Origin of the sequence: Streptomyces sp. NPDC005811 (assembly GCF_040630405.1) — a bacterium.
Classification (GTDB): Bacteria; Actinomycetota; Actinomycetes; order Streptomycetales; family Streptomycetaceae; genus Streptomyces.
The window spans coordinates 122,913-140,616 of sequence record NZ_JBEXXK010000005.1 but is presented as its reverse complement, the minus strand read 5'-3'; the positions used below and the strand labels follow the sequence as shown (position 1 = coordinate 140,616).

17 protein-coding genes and 1 pseudogene are annotated in these 17,704 nt (G+C 70.0%); 9 read left to right on the top strand and 9 right to left on the bottom strand.

The genetic code is table 11. From position 1 onward, the window contains the following. Positions 1-83 precede the first annotated feature (83 nt). The gene (serC, locus tag ABZ490_RS07260; protein ID WP_358985526.1) at positions 84-1,202 is read left to right on the top strand and encodes a phosphoserine transaminase; all 1,119 of its coding nucleotides are present in this window, start codon (positions 84-86) and stop codon (positions 1,200-1,202) included. Between the two features lie 57 nt (positions 1,203-1,259). Here the strand turns inward: serC and gcvH are convergent, their stop codons facing one another. Together gcvH and ABZ490_RS07250 are read right to left on the bottom strand one after the other, a co-directional pair. Then, the gene (gene gcvH / locus ABZ490_RS07255; protein ID WP_358985522.1) at positions 1,260-1,646 is read right to left on the bottom strand and encodes a glycine cleavage system protein GcvH; all 387 of its coding nucleotides are present in this window, start codon (positions 1,644-1,646) and stop codon (positions 1,260-1,262) included. A gap of 107 nt (positions 1,647-1,753) precedes the next feature. Continuing rightward, the gene (locus tag ABZ490_RS07250; protein WP_358985516.1) at positions 1,754-3,355 is read right to left on the bottom strand and encodes an alpha/beta hydrolase; all 1,602 of its coding nucleotides are present in this window, start codon (positions 3,353-3,355) and stop codon (positions 1,754-1,756) included. Between the two features lie 244 nt (positions 3,356-3,599). Here ABZ490_RS07250 and ABZ490_RS07245 point away from each other — a divergent pair, with 244 nt between their 5' ends. After that, a complete protein-coding gene (locus tag ABZ490_RS07245) occupies positions 3,600-4,082 on the top strand; it encodes a hypothetical protein (protein WP_358985513.1) in 483 nt (160 codons plus the stop codon). 54 nt (positions 4,083-4,136) lie between these two features. On the opposite strand, the gene ABZ490_RS07240 is transcribed toward ABZ490_RS07245, so the two are convergent. The 3 genes from ABZ490_RS07240 to ABZ490_RS07230 form a co-directional block, all read right to left on the bottom strand. Beyond that, positions 4,137-5,669 carry a cellulase family glycosylhydrolase gene (locus ABZ490_RS07240; RefSeq protein ID WP_358985510.1) on the bottom strand — a complete coding sequence of 511 codons (1,533 nt, stop codon included), beginning with the start codon at positions 5,667-5,669 and terminating at the stop codon, positions 4,137-4,139. Between the two features lie 146 nt (positions 5,670-5,815). After that, a complete protein-coding gene (locus tag ABZ490_RS07235; RefSeq protein ID WP_358985507.1) occupies positions 5,816-6,025 on the bottom strand; it encodes a hypothetical protein in 210 nt (69 codons plus the stop codon). A gap of 504 nt (positions 6,026-6,529) precedes the next feature. Next, entirely contained in the window at positions 6,530-7,552 is a 1,023-nt protein-coding gene (locus ABZ490_RS07230) for a WD40 repeat domain-containing protein (protein ID WP_358985504.1), read from the bottom strand. An 89-nt stretch (positions 7,553-7,641) separates the two neighbouring features. On the opposite strand from ABZ490_RS07230, the gene ABZ490_RS07225 reads away from it, so the two are divergent. The 3 genes and pseudogenes from ABZ490_RS07225 (at position 7,642) to ABZ490_RS07215 (ending at position 9,806) form a co-directional block, all read left to right on the top strand. Then, positions 7,642-8,316, top strand: coding sequence for a GDSL-type esterase/lipase family protein (locus ABZ490_RS07225; protein ID WP_358985501.1), 675 nt, complete (start codon positions 7,642-7,644; stop codon positions 8,314-8,316). Positions 8,317-8,359: 43 nt separating this feature from the next. After that, positions 8,360-8,768, top strand: a pseudogene (locus tag ABZ490_RS07220) (Uma2 family endonuclease). A gap of 48 nt (positions 8,769-8,816) precedes the next feature. Continuing rightward, a complete protein-coding gene (locus ABZ490_RS07215) occupies positions 8,817-9,806 on the top strand; it encodes an aldo/keto reductase (protein WP_358985498.1) in 990 nt (329 codons plus the stop codon). Positions 9,807-10,022: 216 nt separating this feature from the next. Here ABZ490_RS07215 and thpR read toward each other — a convergent pair whose 3' ends face one another. Then, positions 10,023-10,595 carry an RNA 2',3'-cyclic phosphodiesterase gene (gene thpR / locus ABZ490_RS07210; protein WP_358985495.1) on the bottom strand — a complete coding sequence of 191 codons (573 nt, stop codon included), beginning with the start codon at positions 10,593-10,595 and terminating at the stop codon, positions 10,023-10,025. A 51-nt stretch (positions 10,596-10,646) separates the two neighbouring features. Here thpR and ABZ490_RS07205 point away from each other — a divergent pair, with 51 nt between their 5' ends. Continuing rightward, the gene (locus ABZ490_RS07205; RefSeq protein WP_358985492.1) at positions 10,647-11,165 is read left to right on the top strand and encodes a GNAT family N-acetyltransferase; all 519 of its coding nucleotides are present in this window, start codon (positions 10,647-10,649) and stop codon (positions 11,163-11,165) included. A 19-nt stretch (positions 11,166-11,184) separates the two neighbouring features. On the opposite strand, the gene ABZ490_RS07200 is transcribed toward ABZ490_RS07205, so the two are convergent. Then, positions 11,185-12,534 carry an MFS transporter gene (locus ABZ490_RS07200; RefSeq protein ID WP_358985489.1) on the bottom strand — a complete coding sequence of 450 codons (1,350 nt, stop codon included), beginning with the start codon at positions 12,532-12,534 and terminating at the stop codon, positions 11,185-11,187. A 28-nt stretch (positions 12,535-12,562) separates the two neighbouring features. After that, positions 12,563-13,000, bottom strand: coding sequence for a MarR family transcriptional regulator (locus tag ABZ490_RS07195; RefSeq protein ID WP_133912015.1), 438 nt, complete (start codon positions 12,998-13,000; stop codon positions 12,563-12,565). 151 nt (positions 13,001-13,151) lie between these two features. Between ABZ490_RS07195 and ABZ490_RS07190 the strand changes: the two genes are divergently transcribed. After that, positions 13,152-13,334: a ribbon-helix-helix protein, CopG family gene (locus ABZ490_RS07190; protein ID WP_133912014.1), complete on the top strand. Its 183-nt coding sequence runs from the start codon at positions 13,152-13,154 to the stop codon at positions 13,332-13,334. Between the two features lie 25 nt (positions 13,335-13,359). Here the strand turns inward: ABZ490_RS07190 and ABZ490_RS07185 are convergent, their stop codons facing one another. After that, positions 13,360-14,811, bottom strand: a complete 1,452-nt coding sequence (locus ABZ490_RS07185) for an NCS2 family permease (protein WP_358985484.1) — start codon at positions 14,809-14,811, stop codon at positions 13,360-13,362. 117 nt (positions 14,812-14,928) lie between these two features. Here ABZ490_RS07185 and ABZ490_RS07180 point away from each other — a divergent pair, with 117 nt between their 5' ends. Together ABZ490_RS07180 and ABZ490_RS07175 are read left to right on the top strand one after the other, a co-directional pair. Next, positions 14,929-15,222: a DUF2530 domain-containing protein gene (locus tag ABZ490_RS07180; protein ID WP_358985481.1), complete on the top strand. Its 294-nt coding sequence runs from the start codon at positions 14,929-14,931 to the stop codon at positions 15,220-15,222. Positions 15,223-15,316: 94 nt separating this feature from the next. Further along, positions 15,317-17,683: a cation-translocating P-type ATPase gene (locus tag ABZ490_RS07175; RefSeq protein ID WP_358985478.1), complete on the top strand. Its 2,367-nt coding sequence runs from the start codon at positions 15,317-15,319 to the stop codon at positions 17,681-17,683. Positions 17,684-17,704 lie beyond the last annotated feature (21 nt).

Sequence of the window (17,704 nt, the reverse complement as noted above, 5' to 3'; positions counted from 1 at the left end):
ACCCATCAGCCACCTGTTGAAACACCGTCTCACCCGACGGACGAGGTTTCGCCGAGGTTTCCCCCACCCGATAACCTCCCCCCGTGGCTGAGATCCAGATTCCCTCTGACATCAAGCCCGCCGACGGACGTTTCGGCGCGGGCCCCTCCAAGGTGCGGACGGAGGCGCTGGACGCCCTCGCCGCCACCGGCACCTCCCTCCTCGGTACCTCCCACCGCCAGGCTCCGGTGAAGAACCTGGTCGGCAAGGTGCGCGAGGGCATCTCTGAGCTGTTCTCCCTCCCCGAGGGCTACGAGGTGATCCTCGGCAACGGCGGCTCGACCGCGTTCTGGGACGTCGCGACCCACGGGCTGATCGAGAACAAGTCGCAGCACCTCACCTTCGGCGAGTTCAGCTCGAAGTTCGCCAAGGCCGCCAAGCTCGCCCCCTGGCTGGCCGAGCCCACCGTCGTCTCCTCCGACCCGGGCACGCACCCCGAGCCGCGGGCCGAGGCGGGCGCGGACGTCTACGCCTTCACGCACAACGAGACGTCGACGGGTGTCGCGGCCCCGCTGAAGCGCGTCCAGGGCGCCGACGAGGGCGCGCTGGTCCTGGTGGACGCCACCTCCGGCGCCGGCGGCCTCCCGGTCGACATCGCCGAGACGGACGTCTACTACTTCGCCCCGCAGAAGTCCTTCGCCTCCGACGGCGGCCTGTGGATCGGCGTGTTCTCCCCGGCGGCGATCGAGCGCGCCGAGCGGATCCACGCGTCCGGCCGGCACATCCCGGAGTTCTTCAGCCTGCCGACGGCGATCGACAACTCGCGCAAGAACCAGACGTACAACACCCCGGCGCTCGCGACCCTCTTCCTGCTGAACGAGCAGCTGGAGTGGATCAACGGCCAGGGCGGTCTGGCCTTCTCCACCGGCCGCACCAAGGACTCGTCGACCCGCCTGTACACCTGGGCCGAGGAGTCGAAGCACGCGACGCCGTTCGTCACCGACCCGGCGAAGCGCTCGCAGGTCATCGGCACGATCGACTTCGCGGACGAGATCGACGCCGCCGCGATCGCCAAGGTGCTGCGCGCCAACGGGATCGTCGACACCGAGCCCTACCGCAAGCTCGGCCGCAACCAGCTGCGCGTCGCGATGTTCCCGGCGATCGACCCGGCGGACGTCGAGGCGCTCACGCGGTGCGTCGACTACGTGATCGAGAAGCTGTAGCGGCTTCCGCCACGACGTGAAGGGCGCCCGCCGGGATCGCGGGCGCCCTTCGTGCTGTCAGCCCCCGGCGATGAGCTTCTCGTACGCCTTGGCGTCGAGCAGCCCGTTGGAGGAGGCCGCATCCTTGCTCTTGATCTTGAAGAGCCACATCCCGTACGGGTCCGAGTTGACCTCCTCCGGGCTCTCGCTGGCCTCCTCGTTGATCGCGACGATCTCCCCGGTGAGCGGGCTGTACAGCTCGGACACCGACTTGACCGACTCCACCGAGCCGACGGGGTCACCGACCTCGAACTTCCTGCCGACCTCGGGCAGCTCGAAGAAGACGATGTCACCGAGGTTCTTCTGGGCGAAGTAGGTGATGCCGACGGTCACGGTGCCGTCGGTTCCGGTCTCGACCCATTCGTGCTCTTCGGTGTAGCGGAGGTGGGTGGGCACCTGGGACATGTCTGCTCCTTCGGCGGTCGGGGTGCGATCGGGAACAGCCTGACCCGATCGGTGCGCACAACCCGACATTTCCGGCACCACGGTCCACCATGCAGGTGACAGATCACTCAGCCGCGGACGCCGACCAGCGTGTGCAGGGTGTCGGCGGACGTCGTGCCGGTCGACCGGTCCGCGGTCAGGGCGGACCGCGTCGTGCTCGGCGGCACGGGGTCGGCCGTCTTCTTGCAGGTCGCGTCGGCCGTGCCGCTGCCGCGCGGGACCGTGCCGTCGGTGAGGTACTTGACGAGGTACTTGTCCAGGCAGGCGTTGCCGCTCAGCGTGATGCCGTGGTTGCCGCCGCCCTGCTCGACCACCAGGCTGGAGTGCTTGAGCAGCCGGTGGACGGCGACGCCGCCCTGGTACGGGGTGGCCGCGTCGTTCGTCGCCTGGAACAGCAGGACCGGCGGGAGCTTGCTGTTGGCGACGCTCACCGGCTTCAGGGTCTTCGTGGGCCAGTACGCGCACGGCGCGTTGTACCAGGCGTTGTTCCAGGCCATGAACGGGGCCTTGGAGTACACCGCCCAGTTGTCCTTGCGCCACTGCTTCCAGTCGCGCGGCCAGGCGACGTCACGGCACTGCACCGCGGTGTAGACGCTGTAACCGTTGTCACCGGAGGCGTCGATGGCCGCAATGCCCTCGTACGCCTTGACCAGCGGGGCGGCGTCCTTGTCGTTCACATAGGCGGCGAAGGCCGCGGCCAGGGTGGGCCAGTAGCCGTTGTAGTAGCCGCCGGGGATGAAGGTGTCCTCCAGCTCGGAGGCGCCCACCTCGCCGCCGGCCGGCTTCGCGGCGAGTTCGGCCCGCATCGCGTACCACTTGGCCTCGATCGCGGCCGGGTCGGTGCCGAGCTTGTACGTGCCGTTGTACTTGGCGATCCACGCCATCAGCGCCTTGTGACGGGCGTCGAAGGCGTAGTCCTGGGAGATGTTGGCGTCGTACCAGACCCCGCCGGGGTCGACGATCGAGTCCAGGACCAGGCGGCGCACCCGGGTCGGGAAGAGCTTGGCGTAGACCTGGCCCAGGTAGGTGCCGTACGAGTAGCCGAAGTAGTTGATCTTCTTGGCGCCGAGCGCCTTGCGGATCCGGTCCATGTCCTTCACGGCGCTGACCGTGTCGATGTACGGCAGGACGTCCGCGTACTTGGTGCCGCAGGCCTTGGCGAAGGCCTTGGCGCGCGAGAGGTTGGCCTTCTCGATCGCGGCGGTGCTGGGCACGGAGTCCGGGCGGACCGGGTTGAAGTAGCCCGGCTTGCAGTCCAGCGCGGGCTTGCTCTTGCCGACGCCGCGCGGGTCGAAGCCGATGACGTCGTACTGCGAGGCGACCGCCTTGGGCAGCGAGGACGCCACGAACCCGGCGAGGGTCAGTCCGCTGCCGCCGGGGCCGCCGGGGTTGACCAGCAGCGGGCCCTGGTACTTCCTCGCGGTGTGCGGGACGCGGGACAGCGCCAGGGTTATCTTCCGGCCGTTCGGCTTGGCGTAGTTCAGCGGCACCTTCACCGACGCGCACTGGAGCGTCGGGTAGTCGTCCGTCGCGCACTTCTTCCAGGTGACCTTCGCCGCCTGGACTGCGGGCTGCGCGGACTGCGACGAGGCGGCCTCGGCCGGGACGGCCGTCAGGGATCCGGCCAGGACGACGGTCGCGCCGCACAGCACGGCTGTGCTTCTTCTCATGAAGTTCCTTCACGGCATGGGGGGTTCGGCAGGACCGGAAAGTTCACGATCCTCGCGGGATCTTTCCGAAGAAGCACGCCCACAAGAAGCTTTTCGCCCAAAAATTTGGAACTCATTTGGCTCAGAGGGGTCTCACAGGCCCGGGAAAGCTGTCACCACGTCATGGCAAAGCCCCACGGGATCAGTTGAACCCCCGTCACCGCGCACCGCACACTGTCGATCACACCGAAGGGGGCGGCGGGACATGAACAGACCCATACCCGGCACCGTGCAGGTCGCGGTACGGCACATCCTCAGCGACAAGGTGACGGGCTTCCTCACCCGGACGCGCACCATCGTCTGGCGCGACACCTTCATGAGGGTCCGCCGGCCGCAGTCGGGCAGGCACACGGTCGAACTCACCTGCGGGGTCTGCGAGACCTCGCTGCTCGCCGAGGTGCGCGACGAGGCCCGCACCCGCCGCACGAAGACCGTCCTCCTCATCCTCGCGGCGGTCTCCGTGGTCCTCTTCGTGGCGGCCTTCGCCTACGCGATCCACGAGGGCGGCAAGACCCTCCCGGAGGGCCAGTCCCTCCCCGTCCTCTTCCCGGTCAGCGTGATCACCGTCTTCGTCACCTTCGTGGCCTCACCCGTCCTGTACTTCCAGGGCCGCAACTACAACGGGGTGAGCATGCTCAGCCCACGCCGGGAGGCGCGGGGCCACCAGCTCAAGCCGGTACGGGCCTGATCGGGAGGACGGCGCCCGGCCACGCACCCCGCGCGTGACCGGGCGCCGGGGCGCTCAGGCCGCCGTGCAGCTCACGGTCGGTGCCGACCCGCCGCCGGGGGTGCCCCCGAAGCCGAAGCTCGTCGAGGCGCCTGCGGCGATCGCGCCGTTGTGGGAGGCGTTCACCGCGGTCACGGTCGTCCCGGTCTGGGTGTACGAGGCGTTCCACAAGCTGGTGATCGTCCGGGAGCCGCTCCAGGTCCACGTCACCTTCCAGGAACTGACGGCCGTCGTCCCGGTGTTGGTCACCTTCACCTCGGCGTTGAAGCCGCCGCCCCAGTCGCTGGTGACCGTGTAGGCGGCGGAACAGGCGGCCGTGCTTCCGCCGCCTCCCCCGCCCCCGCCACCGGTGCCGGTACCGGGGAAGCCCGGCGCCTTGACGCTCGCCAGGTAGCCGTCCTTCACCGTGTCCACGGTCTGCCAGTCGTCCTTCAGGATCCCGCCCGTGTCACCGGAGTTGGGGTTCCAGGACCAGAACGTCCAGTGGAAGGAGTCGGCGCCGTACGTCGACGTCGGCCGCAGATAGCTCACCAGCGCCGCCAGCCACTGCTGGTCGACGGTCGCCTGGAGCGTCGTGCCGAACTCCCCCACCCACACGGGCGCGATGTTCTGCTTGAAGATGTAGCCCCAGTACTTGTCCCAGATCCCCGGCATGTTGGCGGGGAACGCCGGATCGCTGAACCAGCTCTGCTGGGCCACGCTGGTGGCGTAGTCGTGGGCCGAGTAGACGACCCGGTTCGCCACGTTCAGCTGCACCGGGTACTGCGCGACCCCCATCAGGTTGCCGCCCCACCAGCCGGAGACGCCGTTGAAGGACTGCACGCCCTCGACGAAGACCAGCAGGTCGGGGTTGACGGACAGGACGGCGTTCCCGGCGCGCTGGGCGGCCAGCCGCCAGTCGGTCGCGGTGTCGCCGCAGCCCCAGCAGGCCGGATCGTGGGGCTCGTTGTGCAGGTCGATGCCGATGACCGTGGACTGGCCCGCGTAACGGGCCGCCAGGGACTTGAGGTTGGCGATCCACGTCGACTCGGGGACGGCCGCGGTGTACCAGAGGGCCGACTGGCCGCCTGCGTCCGGGCGGTGCCGGTCGAGGATCACCTTGAGGCCGTCCTGACCGGCGTACGAGACGATCTTGTCGAGGATGCCCAGGGAGCCGAGCCCCTGGAGATCGGCGTTCTTGCCGCTGCTGAAGTCGATGCTGTTGGGCACGGTCGAGCTCTTGAAGATGTCGTCGCTGTACGGGATGCGGATCGTGTTGTACCCCAGCGTCTTCATCTGGTCGATCATGCTCTTGTAGTCACGGGACCACAGGCCGTGGACGACGTAGTTGCCGGTCTCGAAGCCGAACCAGTTGATCCCGGCGATCCGGACCGGCTGCCCGGCCGCGTCGAGGATCTGCCGGCCGCTGGTGTGCCAGTACCCGGCACCGGCGTCGGCCGCCGCGGCGGGGACCGCCGGGGCCGCTTGGGCGGACTGCGCGCCCGCCGCCAGGGGGAGCAGCAGGGCCGCGGCGGCGGCGCACACTGCTCTGCGGAGGTTGCGGAACATGGCGTTGCTTCCTCTCGGGGGCGGCGCGGGCCCGGAACTGATGGGAGCGCTCCCATACACCGCGCACTCCCCAGGAAACTGACGCTGCATGTTCGCGTCAAGGAGGGCGGCGGCACCGGGGTGCGGTGCCGCCGTCGGACGACGGGTCAGTGGGTGTCGGGGTTCTCGACGAGGTTGAGCAGCGCGACGATGTCGTCGATCTCCCCGGCCGGGGTGACGACCACGCCGACCTTCAGGAAGCTGATCGGGTGCGGGGGGACGACCGGACCCGACGGGAAGAAGGGGCTGATCTGGAGGAAGGTCGGGGAGGCGATCAGCGGGGGGGACGATCGGACCCGGCGGCCAGGCCACCACATTGCTGTCCGCGCCCACGAACAGGTACCGCCCGCCGGTCGTCTGCCCCACGCCGGTCGTGGGGCCGAGGGCGCTGGTGATCCGGGCGGTGCCGCCGCCGCCCGGATCCGTCCGGGTGACGACGGTGACGGAGAGGCTTCCGGTGAGGGCGATGTTCTCCTCCGCGCCCGTGATCAGGCCGCTCAGCGGCAGGGTGGCGGTGCGGACGTGGACGGCGGGGAAGGCGACGGCGGCCGCCCCGGCCTGCGGTGCGGCGGCGAGACCCACCGGAACCGTCAGGGCCAGGGCGGCGACGAGCAGACAGAGTCGGCGAGCGGCGCGTTTTCTCGCGGCGCGCAGGGCGGCATGACCGCGCATCGGGTCTCCCAAGGGGTGAGAGCGGGACCGCGTCCCGGGACGTGTCCCGGTCCGCCCCCGTCCCGCGGGACACCTCAGCCTGACCGGACGGCCGGACCGCTGTCGCGCGGTGCGGCGCGGACGGGTGACGCCGTCGCGCCGCGGGAGGCTCAGCTACGGCGCAGCAGTCGCCGGAAGCCGAAGAAGGCGGCGACGACGGCGGCCACGGCGAGGGCGCCGAACTTCACGTTACCGGTGGCCGCCGAGGAACCGGAGGAGTCGGAGGCCGAGTCCGAACCGTCCTTGCCCGAGGGGGACTTGGCGGCCGAGCCGCCGTCGGGGGCGTCCTCCGCGACCACCGAGCTCCCGGTGCCCTCGCTGCCGTACATCAGCTTGGTGCCGTCGGCCGAGTAGCTGAGGGACTCCCCCTGCCGCTGCAACGGCACGTCGAGCCGGCCCTTGCGCTCGATGTCGCCGCCGTTCCAGTCGTAGCGGATGCCGCCGAAGTAGCCGCGTACGGCGAGCTGGGTGCCGTCCGGGGAGAAGGCGGCGTCGGTGGCCCACAGGTCGACGGTGGCGATCGGCTTGAAGACGTTCTTGCCGCTGGTGGAGAGGGTCGCCGGGCCCTCGTAGAGGTGTCCGCCGTCCTCGTTCTTGTCGATGATGTAGACCCGGCCGGTCTTGGGGTGCACGATCAGCGACTCGGCGTCGCGGGCCCCGTCCGCGTACGTCACGACGTACTGCGTGGCGCGGACGGTGGCGTCGGCGAGGGTCTTGGGCTCGGGCAGCTTGTAGATCCAGACGTACGGCCAGTTGCCGCCGAGGTTGTCGCCGATGTCGCCGACGTAGATCTGGTTGTCGGGGCCGATGGAGATGGCCTCGACGTCACGGGGGCTGCCGATGCCGGTGAGCGTGAGGCGGGCGACGGTCTTTCCGGTGGCGCTGTCGACGGCGTAGAGGTACGGGCCGTCGTCGCTGTCGTTGTGCGTCCAGTAGACGCCGGGGTGCTGGTGGGAGGCGGCGAGGCCGCTGGACTCGGTGATGCGCGAATCCTCGATGGTGAACCCCTTGTCCCCCTTGTCCCCCGTGTCGTCCTGGTCCGCCGCGGCGGCGGAGGCGGGCACGGCGAAGGCGCCCACGAGGAGGGTGGCGGCGAGGAGGGCCCCGGCTCGGGCGGCGAAGGGTCGGCGCATGCCCTCAAGCCTGCCATCCCGCCCGGGCGTTCCGGCGTCGTGGCCGGTCTCACACGCCATGGGCCGCCTTGATCCCTCATCATGAGCGGATGCTCAGGTTCATGCCCGTAGGCGACTCGATGACGATCGGAAGCGCGGGCGAACACACGTGGCGCCACCGCATGTGGCAGCACCTGTGCGCGACGTACGGCGGTCCGTTCACGCTGGTCGGCCCGCGCGAGACGCTCTACGACAAGGCGGCGGACGCCCCGACCTCGTACGCGTACGCCGAGCCCGGTTTCCCGCGCGCCCATCTGGCCGGCTGGGGCGAGGGCTGGCTGCACATGGCACCCCTGATCGCCGACGCCGTCCGCGCGACGCGGGCGGACGTCCTCCTCGTCTCGCTCGGTCTGATCGACCTCGGCTTCTACACGAACGCGGAGCAGACCGCGGACAACGCCCGCGCGTTCGCGGCCGAGGCCCGCTCGGCCAACCCGCGGATCCGTATGGTCTGGCTGCCGGTGATCCCCAACGTCCGCGCCGCCGACGACCCGGACTTCGGGGACCAGGTCACCCTCTTCAACGAGCTGCTGGCGAAGACCGCGGCGGACCTGGACGAGCCGGCCTCGCCCATCCTGCTGGCGTCGGTCCCTGGGGACTGGGACCTGCACACCGACACCTACGACGGCACCCACCCGAACGCCCGCGGCGAACACCGCCTGGCGGCGGCCTTCGCGGAGGCGATGCATCAGGGGTGGGGGCTGGGCGACGTGTACGAGGACTGAGCCGGGGGCGCGTGTCCTGGTCACCGCGCACCTCGTTGAGCGCATGCCCGTCCCCGAAGGGTTCAAGGTCGAGATCGTCGGGGGCAACGTCCACATCGTCCCGCAGCGGGACATCCACTGGGAGACCATCCTCAAAATCCTCTGGGCCGTAGAGGACAGGTTAGAAGGACGACGAAGGCCGCTGGCACCACGGAGACGTGGAGTTCGTCGCCGAGGTCATCTCTCCGGGCACGGCCGCCAACGACTACAGCCCCAAGAAGACGGCCTACGCGGTCGCCGAGATCCCGGTGTACCTCATCGCAGACCCCTACAAACGCAGGTGCACGGTCTACACGGAGCCCAGGGACGGCGACTATCCGAGCGAACTCCGCGTCGGCTACGGCACCGATGTGGACATGACCACCACCCCACTCGGCATGATCCTCCAGACCGACGATTTCCCCCGCGACTGACCAATTGCCCTTGCCTGGAGCGCACTCCAGGACGTTGGCTTGAGTTCCATGAAGTACACGCAGCTCGGACGCACCGGACTCAAGGTCAGCCGACTCGTCCTCGGCACCATGAACTTCGGCCCGCAGACCGACGAGGCCGACTCCCACGCGATCATGGACTCGGCCCTCGACGCGGGCATCAACTTCTTTGATACGGCCAATGTCTATGGCTGGGGTGAGAACAAGGGCCGTACCGAGACGATCATCGGCGACTGGTTCGCGAAGGGCGGCGAGCGGCGCGACAAGGTCGTCCTCGCCACCAAGGTGTACGGCAACATGGCCGCCGACGGCGACGCCTGGCCCAACCACGACAAGCTCTCCGCCGTGAACATCCGGCGCGCGGTCGACGCGTCGCTGAAGCGGCTCCGGACCGACTACATCGACCTCTACCAGTTCCACCACATCGACCGCAGCACTCCCTTCGAGGAGATCTGGCAGGCGATCGACGTCCTGGTCCAGCAGGGCAAGATCCTCTACGCCGGGTCCAGCAACTTCCCCGGGTACAAGATCGCCCAGGCCAACGAGACCGCCGCCCGGCGCGGCTCCTTCGGCCTGGTCAGCGAGCAGTGCCTGTACAACCTCGCCGAGCGCCGCGCCGAGATGGAGGTCATCCCGGCCGCCCAGGACTACGGCCTCGGGGTCATCCCCTGGTCACCGCTGCACGGCGGGCTGCTGGGCGGGGTGATCAAGAAGGAGGCCGAGGGCGGGCGCCGGGCGAGCGGCCGGGCCGCCGACACCCTCGCCAACCCCACGGCACGGGCGCAGATCCAGGCCTACGAGGACCTGCTGGAGAAGCACGGTCTGGAGCCCGGCGAGGCCGCCCTGGCCTGGCTGCTCACCCGCCCCGGCGTGACGGGCCCGATCGTCGGCCCGCGGACGGCGGAGCAGCTGGAGTCGGCGATCCGCGCGGTCGAGCTGGAGCTGAGCGAGGACCTCCTGGAATCCCTCGATGAGGTCTTCCCGGGCCCGGGCCCGTCCCCGGAGGCCTTCGCCTGGTAGAGGCTTTGGCTTTCGCTTTGGCTTGGCTTTCGCTTTTGGCTTTCAGGGGCGCGGGGAACTGCGCGATCAGCCGCCCACGGTCCGCACCCGACCGGCGACGTGCAATTCCCCGGACTCCTACCTACCGAGCGCAGCCGCCAGGGCAACGACAACGAACATCAGCACAAGCGCACCGGCCATGATCCGGTTCCTGGTCTTCGGGTCCACGCATCGAGCCTAACCGGCCCCGCCGAGAGCCCAGCGCCCGACCGGCTCATAGCGGGGCTGCTCCCCCGGCACCCCGGACCGCGGCAGCCGGCTGCGGACCAGGACCAGCTCCCGCACGGTCCAGGTCCGCCCCCGGAACCCGTGCAGCTCCTCGACGTACGGCCCCGCGTCCACCGCGTCCCGGCTGCGGGCCAGCGTGAGGTGGGCCTTGTAGCGGCGGTGCTCGCCCATGTCCAGGCCCGTTTTGCGTGCCGCCGCCTCCGCCCGGTCGGCCAGCAGGCGCAGCGCGGGCAGGTCTCCCGCCGCCCCCGCCCACAGCGCCCGCCCGTGCCCGAACTGTCCCCCGCCCCGCACGGCCAGCTCGAAGGGCGCGCCGCGCCCGGCCGTCCGCTCCAGCCGGGCCGACAGCTCCGGTACGACGTCGTCGTCGACCTCGCCGTAGAACGCGAGCGTGAAGTGCCAGCCGGGGCGGCCGGTCCAGCGCAGCGCCTCCGCACCGGGCAGTGCGCGCAACCGCGCGACCTCGGCGGCGAGTTCCTCGGTGACGTCGGCGGGGGGCAGCACGGCCGCGAAGAGTCTCATGCCCTCGATTTTGGCGGCTCGCGCGGGCGTTCGCCTGCATGATGGGGTGCCATGGAGATCACCATCAGGGACGGCGGTCCCGAGGACGTTCCCGCGATGCTCGGCATGCTCGACAGCAGTGTGGAGTGGCTCGTCTCCCAGGGGCGCACCGGCCAGTGGGGGACGAAACCGCTCTCGGAGAGCCCCAGGACGGTGGAGTCGGTCGTCCGGTACATGGAGGAGGGCGCGGCGTTCGTCGCCGAGGTCGACGGGGTGCCGGCGGGCACGCTCACGCTGACCGACGCGCCGGGTGCGTACCTCGCGCACCTCCCGCCGCCCGGCGAGCCCGAGCGGTACATCCACTGGCTCGCCTCGGACCGCCGTTTCAAGGGCCTCGGCGTGGGCGGCGCGCTGCTGGCGCACGCGGCCGAGGTGACCCGGCGGGCGGGTGTCGCCCTGCTGCGGGTGGACTGCTACGCCGGTGACGACCGCAAGCTGGTCGCCTACTACGAGGCCAACGGCTTCACCCCGACGCACGCGTTCACCGTGCAGGACGCGTGGCCGGGGCAGCTGCTGGAGCGGCGGGTGTGAGCCCGGGGGGCGGGGCCGGTCACCCCACGGTGGCCAGCTCCCCGCTCTCGCGGGGGACGAACCGCACCTGGGGGTGGCCGTGGTGCCAGCCGACCGACAGGCGCAGATTGCCGACGCGGGCCAGGACCAGACCGATGGTGACCGCGGCCGCCGCGGCGATCGCGCCGCCCACCGCGAGGCCGGCGCGGACGCCGTACGCGTCGGTGATCCAGCCCGCTATGGGTGCGCCGACGGGCGAGCCGCCGAGGAACACCATCATGTAGAGGGCCATCACCCGGCCGCGCATGGCGGGGTCGGTGCCCATCTGGATGCTGGTGTTGGCGGTGACGTTGATCGTCATGCCGAACATCCCGATCGGCGCCATGAGCAGGGCGAACAGCCAGAGCGAGGGGGCCGTGGCGGCGAGGATCTCCATCGCGCCGAAGAGCACCGCCGCCCCGATCATCACCCGCATCCGGGCCGTGCCGCGCCGGGCGGCGAGCAGGGCGCCGGCCAGCGAGCCGACCGCCATCAGGGTGTTGAAGAGGCTGTAGGAGCCGGCGCCGGCGTGGAAGACGTCGTCGGCGAAGGCCGAGAGGTACACGGGGAAGTTGAAACCGAAGGTGCCGACGAACCCGACCAGGACGATCGTCCAGATCAGGTCCGGGCGTCCGGCCACATAGTGGAGGCCCTCCCGGAGCTGGCCCTTGCCGCGCGGGGCGCGCTCGACGGCGTACAGCTCGCGGGCGCGCATCAGGAGCAGGCCCGCTATGGGCGCGACGAAGGACAGGCCGTTGAAGAGGAAGGCCCAGCCGGTGCCGACGCCGGTGATCATCAGGCCGGCGACGGCGGGGCCGACCAGCCGCGCGGACTGGAAGTTCGCCGAGTTCAGGCTGACCGCGTTCTGGAGCTGGTCGGGCCCGACCATCTCGGAGACGAAGGACTGGCGGGCCGGGTTGTCGACGACCGTGGCGAGGCCGACGGCGAAGGCGGCGAGGTAGACGTGCCAGACCTGGACGTGGCCGGAGAGGGTGAGCGCGGCGAGGGCGATGCCGGTGACGGCCATCGCGGACTGGGTGACCAGCAGCGCGCGGCGCTTGGGCAGGCGGTCGACGAGGACCCCGCCGTAGAGGCCGAAGAGCAGCATCGGCAGGAACTGCAGGGCCGTGGTGACGCCGACGGCGGTGGCGGAGCCGGTGAGGCTCAGGACCAGCCAGTCCTGTGCGATCCGCTGCATCCAGGTGCCGATGTTGGAGACGACCTGGCCGGCGAAGAACAGGCGGTAGTTCCTGACCCTCAGCGAGCTGAACATCGAGGATCTGGGCGGAGGGACGGGGATGTCGGGGGTGGTCGGTGCGGGGGCGGAGTCTGCTCCGGGTCCCGTACTCAACAGGGTTCGCCTCCTCAGCTACTGCGGATCACAGGTGTGCGAGCTTCTCCAGCACGGGGGCGGCGGCGCGCAGTTTCGCCCACTCGTCCTCGTCGAGGCCGTCGACCAGGGTGGCCAGGAAGGCGTTCCGCTTGCGGCGGCTCTCCTCGAGCATGGCCTCGGCCTGCTCGGTCTTGGTCACGACCTTCTGGCGCCGGTCCTCGGGGTGCGGCTCCAGCCGGACCAGGCCCTTGGCCTCCAGCAGCGCCACGATGCGGGTCATCGAGGGCGGCTGGACGTGCTCCTTGCGGGCGAGTTCGCCCGGGGTGGCACTGCCGCAGAGGGAGAGGGTGCCGAGCACCGACATCTCGGTGGGGCTCAGCGACTCGTCGACCCGCTGGTGTTTGAGCCGGCGGGAGAGCCGCATCACTGCGGACCGGAGCGAGTTCACGGCGGCCGCGTCGTCGCCATGGGTGAGGTCAGGCATCTCTTTAGCGTAACTCATTACCCTGGCTAAACAAGCTGGGGCGCGCCAGGATTCCCGTGACCCTGGCCACGGAAACCGCTTCGTCACTCGAACGAGTGAGACGCGCGCGGAAAGTCACTGACGTACGGCACAGTGCGGCGACCCTCGACTCATGGGGACCACTGTGCTCAGCCTGCGGATAGACGGGGAGCTGCTCGAACGGCTCCGGCAGCATGCCGCCAAACGCGGAATGAGCGTCCAGGACTATGTCGTCCAGACGCTCATTCGCGATGACTTCGACCAGCGCTTCCAGTCGGCCGTCGAGGAGACCGAGAAGTTCTACGGCCTCACCTAGGGCTTCACCTCGGGCCTCAGGGGCTTCACGTCAGACCGAGGGCCGGCATCAGGTAGTAGAACGTGAAGACCGCCGAGACCACGTACATCGGGACCGGGATCTCCCGGGCCCTGCCCGCCACCAGGCGCAGCAGCACGAAGGTGATGAAGCCCATGCCGATGCCGTTGGTGATGGAGTAGGTGAACGGCATCATCACCATCGTGATGAAGGCCGGAATGGCGATCGTGTAGTCGGCCCAGTCGATCTCCTTGACCGAGTTCGCCAGGATCATGAAGCCCACCGCGAGCAGCGCGGGCGTGGCGGCCTGGGACGGGACCATGGTGGCGACCGGCGTGAGGAACAGCGCGACGGTGAAGAGGCCGCCCGTGACGAGGTTCGCGAAACCGGTGCGGGCGCCCTCGCCGACCCCGGCCGTGGACTCCACGAACGCGGTGGTGGCCGAGGAGGAGCTGGCGCCGCCGGCGGCCACGGCGAGACCGTCGACGAAGAGGACCTTGTTGATGCCGGGCATCTCGCCCTTGGCGTCGGTCAGCTTCGCCTCGTCGGAGACGCCCATGATCGTGCCCATCGCGTCGAAGAAGCACGACAGCAGGACCGTGAAGACGAACAGCACACCGGTCAGCACGCCGACCTCGCCGAAGCCGCCGAACAGGCTGACGTCGCCGATCAGCCCGAAGTCGGGGGTGGCGACCGGGTTGCCGGGCCACTCGGGCGTGGTCAGGCCCCAGGACGGGACGTGCGCGACCGCGTTGATGATCAGCGCGAGGGCCGTCATGGCGACGATCGAGATCAGGATCGCGCCCGGGACCTTGCGGACGATCAGGGCGAGGGTGAGCAGCGCGCCCAGGATGAACACCAGGACCGGCCAGCCGACCAGATGCCCGTCGGCGCCGAGCTGGAGCGGGACGGTGGTGTGGGCGGCGTCCGGGATACGGGTGACGAAACCGGAGTCGACCAGGCCGATCAGCATGATGAACAGGCCGATACCGATCGAGATCGCCTTGCGCAGTCCGAAGGGGACCGCGTTCATGACGCGCTCCCGCAGACCGGTGGCCACCAGCAGCATGACGATGAGACCGGCCAGAACGACCATGCCCATGGCGTCCGGCCAGGACATCCGGGGGGCGAGCTGGAGCGCGACCACCGAGTTCACGCCGAGCCCGGCGGCCAGTGCGATCGGCACATTGCCGATGACGCCCATGAGGAGTGTGGTGAAGGCCGCGGTCACACAGGTGGCGGTGACGAGCTGGCCGTTGTCGAGCTGATGCCCGTACATGTCCTTCGCGCTGCCGAGGATGATCGGGTTCAGCACGATGATGTACGCCATCGCGAAGAAGGTGGCGAAACCGCCCCGGATCTCGCGGGGCAGGGAGCTGCCGCGCTCGGAGATCTTGAAGTAGCGGTCGAGTGCGCCATGGGCAGGCCCGGCTCCCGGCTGTTCCGGAGCGGGGACCTTGGCGGGGGCCGAGGTGGACATGTATTCAGTGTTTCCTACGAAGAGAAGCGGTCAGACTCAAACCGTTTCAGTATGAACATATGACGATCCGATCGGCCATCTTCGCGCGTAGATGTGACCACCTCGTAAGCTGTCCCCATGGCGAAGTGGACACCCAAGCATGAGGCGCCGGAGCCCCTGGAAGGGCCCGTGGTCCCGGTCATCACCGGCGGCACGATCATCTGGTTCGTCCTCTTCCTCGTACAGCTCCCCTTCTACGGCTGGTTCGACGACCACGGCCAGCTGTGGTGGCTGTGGACCTGCCTGGCCGGGGGCGCGCTGGGCCTCCTCGGCATCCGGATCACCCGCAGCCGGGACGCGGCGATCAAGCGGGCGCAGGCGGCCGCGGAGGCCGGGCCGGCGCACGAGACCGAACAGGCCCCCGCCGAATAGCCGTACAACCCCCGCACTACCTGCCTCCTCCCCAGGTCGGATCTTCCGCACCTTCGGGGGGTGAACCCCCAAAACCGCACGTACCGTCGATTCCATGACCGAAATCGACGCGCCCGCCACCGTGCCGGCCGCGACCGGGCTCACCGCCGACCAGGTCGCGGAGCGCGTCGCACGCGGTCAGGTGAACGACGTACCCGTCCGCAGCAGCCGGTCCATCGGAGAGATCGTCCGGGCGAACGTGTTCACCCGGTTCAACGCGATCATCGGCGTCCTGTGGCTGATCGTGCTCGCCGTCGCCCCCTTCCAGGACGGCCTGTTCGGGTTCGTCATCCTCGCCAACACCGGGATCGGGATCATCCAGGAGTGGCGGGCCAAACAGACCCTGGACTCCCTCGCCGTCATCGGCGAGGTCCGGCCCACCGTGCGCCGGGACGGCGCCGCCGTCGAGCTGGCCACCTCCGACCTCGTCCTGGACGACCTCGTCGAGATCGGCCCCGGGGACAAGGTCGTCGTCGACGGCGTGTGCGTCGAGGCGGACGGGCTGGAGATCGACGAGTCCCTGCTCACCGGTGAGGCCGACCCGGTGGTCAAACGCCCCGGCGACCCGGTCATGTCCGGCAGCTTCGTGGTGGCCGGCGGCGGCGCCTTCCGGGCCACCAAGGTGGGACGCCAGGCCTACGCCGCCCAGCTCGCCGAAGAGGCCTCCCGGTTCACCCTCGTCCACTCCGAGCTGCGCTCCGGCATCTCCACCATCCTCAAGTACGTGACGTGGATGATGATCCCGGCCGCGATCGGCCTGGTCGTCACCCAGCTCTTCGTGAAGAACCACGACCTCAAGGAGTCCATCGCCCGGACCGTCGGCGGGATCGTCCCGATGGTCCCCGAGGGGCTGGTCCTGCTCACCTCCGTCGCCTTCGCGATCGGCGTGATCCGGCTCGGCCGAAAACAGTGCCTGGTGCAGGAGCTGCCCGCCATCGAGGGCCTCGCCCGCGTCGACACCGTCTGCCTCGACAAGACCGGCACCCTCACCGAGGGCGGCATGGACGTCACCGAGCTGCGCGCCCTCGACGGCGCCGACGAGACGTACGTACGCCAGGTGCTCGGCGCGCTCGGCGAGTCCGACCCCCGGCCGAACGCGTCCCTGCGGGCCGTCCTGGACGCCTACCCCGACGCCGAGGAGTGGCGCTGCACCGAGGCCCTCCCGTTTTCCTCCGCCCGCAAGTACAGCGGCGCCACCTTCAGCGAGGGCAACGGCGAGAGCAGCACCTGGCTGCTGGGCGCGCCCGACGTGCTGCTCGACGACGGCGACCCCGCCCTCGCCGAGACCGGGCGGCTCAACGAGCAGGGTCTGCGGGTGCTGCTGCTCGCCCGGGCCGTACGGGCCCTGGACGATCCCGGCGTCGCCGAGGGAGCCGGCCCGGTCGCCCTCGTCGTCCTGGAACAGCGGCTGCGGCCCGACGCGGCGGACACCCTGCGCTACTTCGCCGAGCAGGACGTCCGCGCCAAGGTGATCTCCGGGGACAACGCGGTGTCGGTCGGGGCGGTGGCCGCCAAGCTGGGGCTGCGGGGCCGTACGGTCGACGCGCGGCGGCTGCCCGCGGAGCGCGAGCCGATGGCCGCGGCCCTGGACGAGGGCACGGTGTTCGGGCGGGTCACCCCGCAGCAGAAGCGGGACATGGTCGGGGCGCTCCAGTCCCGGGGGCACACGGTCGCGATGACCGGCGACGGCGTCAACGACGTGCTCGCGCTCAAGGACGCCGACATCGGGGTCGCGATGGGGTCGGGCTCGGAGGCGACCCGGGCCGTCGCGCAGATCGTGCTGCTGGACAACAGTTTCGCCGCCCTGCCGTCGGTGGTGGCGGAGGGACGGCGGGTGATCGGCAACATCACCCGGGTCGCGACGCTGTTCCTGGTGAAGACGGTCTACTCGGTGCTGCTGGCGCTGCTGGTGGTGTGCTGGCAGGTGGAGTACCCGTTCCTGCCCCGGCACGTCACACTGCTGTCCACCCTCACCATCGGCGTCCCGGCCTTCTTCCTCGCCCTCGCCCCCAACAAGGAACGGGCCCGGCCGCACTTCGTACGGCGGGTGATGCGGTACTCGATCCCGGGCGGGGTGGTGGCGGGGGTCGCCACCTTCGTGTCCTACCTGGTCGCCCGGCACCACTACAGCGGGGCGGGGGCGCTGGAGGCGGAGACCAGTGTCGCCACCCTCACACTGTTCCTGATCTCCATGTGGGTGCTGGCGATCGTGGCGCGGCCGTACACGTGGTGGCGGGTGCTGCTGGTCGCGTCCATGGGCGCGGCTTTCCTGGTGGTGCTGGTGGTGCCGTGGTTGCAGGACTTCTTCGCGCTGCGGCTGGTGGGGATGACGATGCCGTGGGTGGGGGTGGGGATTGCGGGGGTGGCGGCGGTCGGGTTGGAGATCGTGTGGAGGTGGGTCGACCGCCGCGGTTCCGTCTAGCTTCGGTGCTTGTTCGGGTGC

What these genes read in the sequence shown, in the direction of transcription:
- thpR (WP_358985495.1), bottom strand. Translation starts at nt 10,595, where the DNA reads ATGAGACTCTTCGCGGCCGTGCTGCCCCCCGCCGACGTCACCGAGGAA.
- ABZ490_RS07175 (WP_358985478.1), top strand. Translation starts at nt 15,317, where the DNA reads ATGACCGAAATCGACGCGCCCGCCACCGTGCCGGCCGCGACCGGGCTC.
- gcvH (WP_358985522.1), bottom strand. Translation starts at nt 1,646, where the DNA reads ATGTCCCAGGTGCCCACCCACCTCCGCTACACCGAAGAGCACGAATGG.
- ABZ490_RS07250 (WP_358985516.1), bottom strand. Translation starts at nt 3,355, where the DNA reads ATGAGAAGAAGCACAGCCGTGCTGTGCGGCGCGACCGTCGTCCTGGCC.
- ABZ490_RS07215 (WP_358985498.1), top strand. Translation starts at nt 8,817, where the DNA reads ATGAAGTACACGCAGCTCGGACGCACCGGACTCAAGGTCAGCCGACTC.
- ABZ490_RS07240 (WP_358985510.1), bottom strand. Translation starts at nt 5,669, where the DNA reads ATGTTCCGCAACCTCCGCAGAGCAGTGTGCGCCGCCGCCGCGGCCCTG.
- ABZ490_RS07180 (WP_358985481.1), top strand. Translation starts at nt 14,929, where the DNA reads ATGGCGAAGTGGACACCCAAGCATGAGGCGCCGGAGCCCCTGGAAGGG.
- ABZ490_RS07195 (WP_133912015.1), bottom strand. Translation starts at nt 13,000, where the DNA reads ATGCCTGACCTCACCCATGGCGACGACGCGGCCGCCGTGAACTCGCTC.
- ABZ490_RS07245 (WP_358985513.1), top strand. Translation starts at nt 3,600, where the DNA reads ATGAACAGACCCATACCCGGCACCGTGCAGGTCGCGGTACGGCACATC.
- ABZ490_RS07185 (WP_358985484.1), bottom strand. Translation starts at nt 14,811, where the DNA reads ATGTCCACCTCGGCCCCCGCCAAGGTCCCCGCTCCGGAACAGCCGGGA.
- ABZ490_RS07230 (WP_358985504.1), bottom strand. Translation starts at nt 7,552, where the DNA reads ATGCGCCGACCCTTCGCCGCCCGAGCCGGGGCCCTCCTCGCCGCCACC.
- ABZ490_RS07225 (WP_358985501.1), top strand. Translation starts at nt 7,642, where the DNA reads ATGCTCAGGTTCATGCCCGTAGGCGACTCGATGACGATCGGAAGCGCG.
- ABZ490_RS07205 (WP_358985492.1), top strand. Translation starts at nt 10,647, where the DNA reads ATGGAGATCACCATCAGGGACGGCGGTCCCGAGGACGTTCCCGCGATG.
- ABZ490_RS07190 (WP_133912014.1), top strand. Translation starts at nt 13,152, where the DNA reads ATGGGGACCACTGTGCTCAGCCTGCGGATAGACGGGGAGCTGCTCGAA.
- ABZ490_RS07235 (WP_358985507.1), bottom strand. Translation starts at nt 6,025, where the DNA reads ATGTGGTGGCCTGGCCGCCGGGTCCGATCGTCCCCCCCGCTGATCGCC.